The sequence below is a fragment of the Streptomyces sp. 150FB genome (genome assembly GCF_000818195.1).
Taxonomy (GTDB): domain Bacteria; phylum Actinomycetota; class Actinomycetes; order Streptomycetales; family Streptomycetaceae; genus Streptomyces.
On the sequence record NZ_JTHL01000001.1, the window covers coordinates 6,033,171 to 6,035,304 of the forward strand.

2 protein-coding genes are annotated in these 2,134 nt (G+C 73.8%); both read left to right on the top strand.

Going from position 1 to position 2,134, the window contains the following annotated elements; genetic code table 11:
- Nucleotides 1–130 precede the first annotated feature (130 nt).
- Nucleotides 131–949, top strand: coding sequence for an enoyl-CoA hydratase-related protein (locus QR77_RS26070; RefSeq protein ID WP_040024514.1), 819 nt, complete (start codon nucleotides 131–133; stop codon nucleotides 947–949).
- 115 nt (nucleotides 950–1,064) lie between these two features.
- A partial coding sequence (locus QR77_RS26075; RefSeq protein WP_040028672.1) for a GGDEF domain-containing protein occupies nucleotides 1,065–2,134 on the top strand: 1,070 nt, incomplete at its 3' end.

Sequence of the window (2,134 nt, forward strand, 5' to 3'; positions counted from 1 at the left end):
CTGGCGAGGCGCGCCCAGGGGCGCCCGCAGGGGCGCTGAGCGTCCCAGGCCTGCCCTGCTGCCCTGCGCCCTTGTGCGGCGGTGCGATGATTCCTGGCGTCGGGTTCACGGGCGTTAACCGGGAGGGCGCATGGGAGAGCAGCGGTTCGGGGAGTTCGTCGTCGTACGGAGGCACGGGCAGAGCGCGGGATCCGGTCCCGGGCCCGTCGCCGAGCTGGTCCTCGACCGGCCGGCGGCGATGAACGCCGTGTCGACGGCCATGGCCACCGCCATCGGCGAGGCGTGCGCGGCGCTGGCCGCCGATCCTTCCGTACGGGTCACCGTGCTGACCTCCACGCATGAACGTGCCTTCTGCGTCGGCGCCGACCTCAAGGAGCGGAACTCCTTCACGGACGCCGAGCTGGTGCGGCAGCGGCCGACCGCGCGGGCCGCGTACACCGGCGTACTGGAGCTGCCGATGCCGACGATCGCCGCCGTGCACGGCTTCGCGCTGGGCGGCGGCTTCGAGCTGGCGCTCGCCTGCGACCTGATTGTCGCCGACCGTACGGCGGTGGTCGGCCTGCCCGAGGTGTCGGTGGGGGTGATCCCCGGGGGTGGCGGTACGCAGTTGCTGCCGCGCCGCGTCGGTGCGGCGCGCGCCGCCGAGTTGATCTTCACGGCGCGGCGGGTGGAGGCCGCCGAGGCGCGTGATCTTGGTCTCGTCGACGACCTGGTGGACGCGGGGGGCGACCGCGAGGCCGCGCTCGCGCTGGCGGACCGTATCGCGGGGAACTCGCCCGTGGGGCTGCGGGCCGCCAAGCGCGCGCTGCGCCTGGGGCACGGCCTGGACCTGCGAGCCGGCCTGGAGGTCGAGGACGCGGCCTGGCGGTCGGTGGCGTTCTCCGGCGACCGGGCCGAGGGGGTCGCGGCCTTCAACGAGAAGCGGAAGCCGGAGTGGCCCGGCGAATGAACGCGGTGGCCCGGCGAATGAGCGCGGCGGAGCGCGATAAGTGCGGCATGAACGCAGCGTGACCGCCTGTCGCTCCAAGTGATCAAACCCTCCCGAAGCGCCCTAAGGTGGGGAGATGGGAGTGGATGGGCGGTTGAGGGCCGTGGTGTCGCTGGCACAGGCGATGGCCTCGGCTCATACGCCGCATGATTCCTGGCTCGCTGCGGCGCACGGCGCGTGCGAGGCGCTCGCCGGGAGCTTCGCCGCGATCTCGCTCTGGGAGCGGGACCGGGGGCGGCTCAGGGTGCTCGTGAACGCGGGGGAGCGGGTCGGCGGGGAGGAGGAGTTCCCCGAGGACGAGTCGTACCCCGTCCACCAGTTCCCCGAGATCGCCGAATTCCTGCACGAGCGGTGGGCGGGCGGCGGCGGGCCCAACGCCTGGGTCGAGACCGCCGAGGACGGCCTTTCCGTGGGCGACCCCGGCTTCTGCCACCAGCGGGTGGCGGCGCTGCGCCGCCGCGGGCGCGGCTGCTGTGTGGTGGCGCCGATCGTCCTGCACGGGCGGGCCTGGGGGGAGCTGTACGTGGCGAGGCCGCGCGGCGAGCCGCTGTTCGGCAGGGACGACGCGGATTTCGCGACGGTCGTCGCCGCGGTCGTCGCTTCGGGGATCGCGCAGACGGAGCGGCTCGAGGAGGTCAGGCGGCTGGCTTTCACCGACCCCCTGACGGGTCTGGCGAACCGGCGCGCCGTCGATATGCGGCTCGACGAGGCGCTGGTGAAACACCGGTCGGAGGGGGTGGTCGTCAGCCTGGTCGTCTGTGACCTCAACGGTCTGAAGAAGGTCAACGACACGCTCGGCCACGAGGTCGGCGACCAACTGCTGGAACGATTCAGCACGGTCCTCTCGCTGTGCGGCGCGAAGCTGCCGGGCGCGCTGTCGGCGCGGCTGGGCGGCGACGAGTTCTGTGTCCTGGCGGTGGGCCCCCCGGCCGACGACGTGATCTCGGTGGCGGGCGAACTGTGCGCGCGGGCCTCCGAGTTGGATCTCGGCGAGGGCGTGGCCTGCGGGATCGCCTCCACCGGGGACCCGATCGGCGAGGTCGCTTCGGCGCGGCGGCTGTTCCGGCTGGCGGACGCGGCGCAGTACCGGGCGAAGGCCGCGCGCGCTTCGGTGCCGGTGGTGGCCGGCCGCGACGGCGGCGTGGT

What these genes read in the sequence shown, in the direction of transcription:
- QR77_RS26070 (WP_040024514.1), top strand. Translation starts at nt 131, where the DNA reads ATGGGAGAGCAGCGGTTCGGGGAGTTCGTCGTCGTACGGAGGCACGGG.